Here is a 1,499-nt window from a genome sequence, read left to right as displayed (position 1 = left end):
GGCGGATTCAACTGGTCGTCGCAACACCCCGGTCTCGGAGGTGTTCGGCAGTGGCGACGAAGGACTGGACCGCGAAGACGAGCGATGTGCCCGAGGGTGCGCGTCGTCAGTGGCGTGCTGATCGGGCGTTGCGTCCGCCGATGCGTTCGCCCGGGCGGCCTGAGCCCTCGCGGGCGGTGCAGCGGCAGTTCTGGCGTCTGATCGCGACGGGCCTCACCTCGGCTGAAGCGGCGCTGAAGGTGGGCGTGTCCGTGCCGGTCGGAGCCCGTTGGTTTCGCCACGCTGGCGGTATGCCACCGATCTCGCTGCCCGAGCCCACCGGCCGCTACCTGTCCTTTGAGCAGCGCGAGGAGATCGCGTTGCTCCGCGCCAAGCAGATCGGCGTTCGTGAGATCGCGCGCAGGATCGGCCGTGACCCGGGAACAGTCTCCCGCGAATTGCGCCGTAACGCGGCCACGCGCAGCGGGAAGCATGAGTACCAGGCGTTGGTGGCGCAGTGGAAGGCTCAGCAGGCAGCGAAGCGTCCGAAGACGGCGAAGCTCATCACCAACGATAAGTTGCGCGAGTATGTGCAGGATCGTCTCGCCGGGAACGTCCGCAGGCCCGACGGCACCGTCGTCGTCGGGCCGGAGCCGCCCGCGTGGAAGGGGCTGAACAAACCGCACCGGCAGGACCGGCGCTGGTCGCTGGCGTGGAGCCCGGAGCAGATCTCGCACCGGCTGAAGGTCGACTTCCCGGATGATGAGTCCATGCGCATCAGCCACGAGGCGATCTACCAGTCGCTGTTCATCCAGGGCCGTGGTGCGCTCAAACGCGAGCTCGTCACCTGCCTGCGAACCGGCCGCGCGCTCCGCCAGCCGCGGGCTCGAGCGCAGAACCGCCCGCAAGGGCATGTCACCGCCGAGGTCGTGTTCTCCAAGCGTCCGGCGGAGGCTGCGGATCGCGCCGTTCCCGGGCATTGGGAAGGCGACCTGATCATCGGCACGGGCCGGTCCGCGATCGGCACGATCGTCGAACGCAAGAGCCGCTCGACCCTGCTGGTGCATCTGCCGCGGCTGGAAGGCTATGGCGAGATACCGCCCGTCAAGAACGGTCCCGCCTTGGGCGGCTACGGCGCTGTCGCGATGAACGCCGCGCTCAGCGCGTCGATGACGAAGCTTCCCGAACAGCTCCGCAAGACGCTCACCTGGGACCGCGGCAAAGAACTCTCCGGCCACGCCCAGTTCACACTCGAGACGGGCACCAAGGTGTTCTTCGCCGACCCCCGCTCGCCCTGGCAGCGGCCGACGAACGAGAACACCAACGGTTTGCTGCGACAGTACTTCCCGAAAGGAACAGACCTCTCACGGTGGTCCGCGGAAGACCTCGAAGCCGTCGCTCTCGCGCTCAACAACCGACCCCGCAAAAGTCTCGACTGGAAGACACCCACCGAAGTCTTCGAAGAGCAGCTACGCTCACTCCAACAACCCGGTGTTGCAACGACCGGTTGAAACCAGGCA

General features: G+C 67.0%; 1 protein-coding gene. It reads left to right on the top strand.

The features are described 5' to 3' along the window. Positions 1–140: 140 nt before the first annotated feature. Positions 141–1,490, top strand: coding sequence for an IS30 family transposase (locus tag GTW58_RS12970; protein WP_425338849.1), 1,350 nt, complete (start codon positions 141–143; stop codon positions 1,488–1,490). The last annotated feature ends 9 nt before the right edge of the window (positions 1,491–1,499 follow it).

Origin of the sequence: Kocuria subflava (assembly GCF_012163155.1) — a bacterium.
Taxonomy (GTDB): Bacteria; Actinomycetota; Actinomycetes; order Actinomycetales; family Micrococcaceae; genus Kocuria; species Kocuria subflava.
The sequence above is the reverse complement of the archived record's forward strand: the minus strand, read 5'-3'. Positions and strand labels throughout refer to the sequence as shown.

What these genes read in the sequence shown, in the direction of transcription:
- GTW58_RS12970 (WP_425338849.1), top strand. Translation starts at nt 141, where the DNA reads ATGCGTTCGCCCGGGCGGCCTGAGCCCTCGCGGGCGGTGCAGCGGCAG.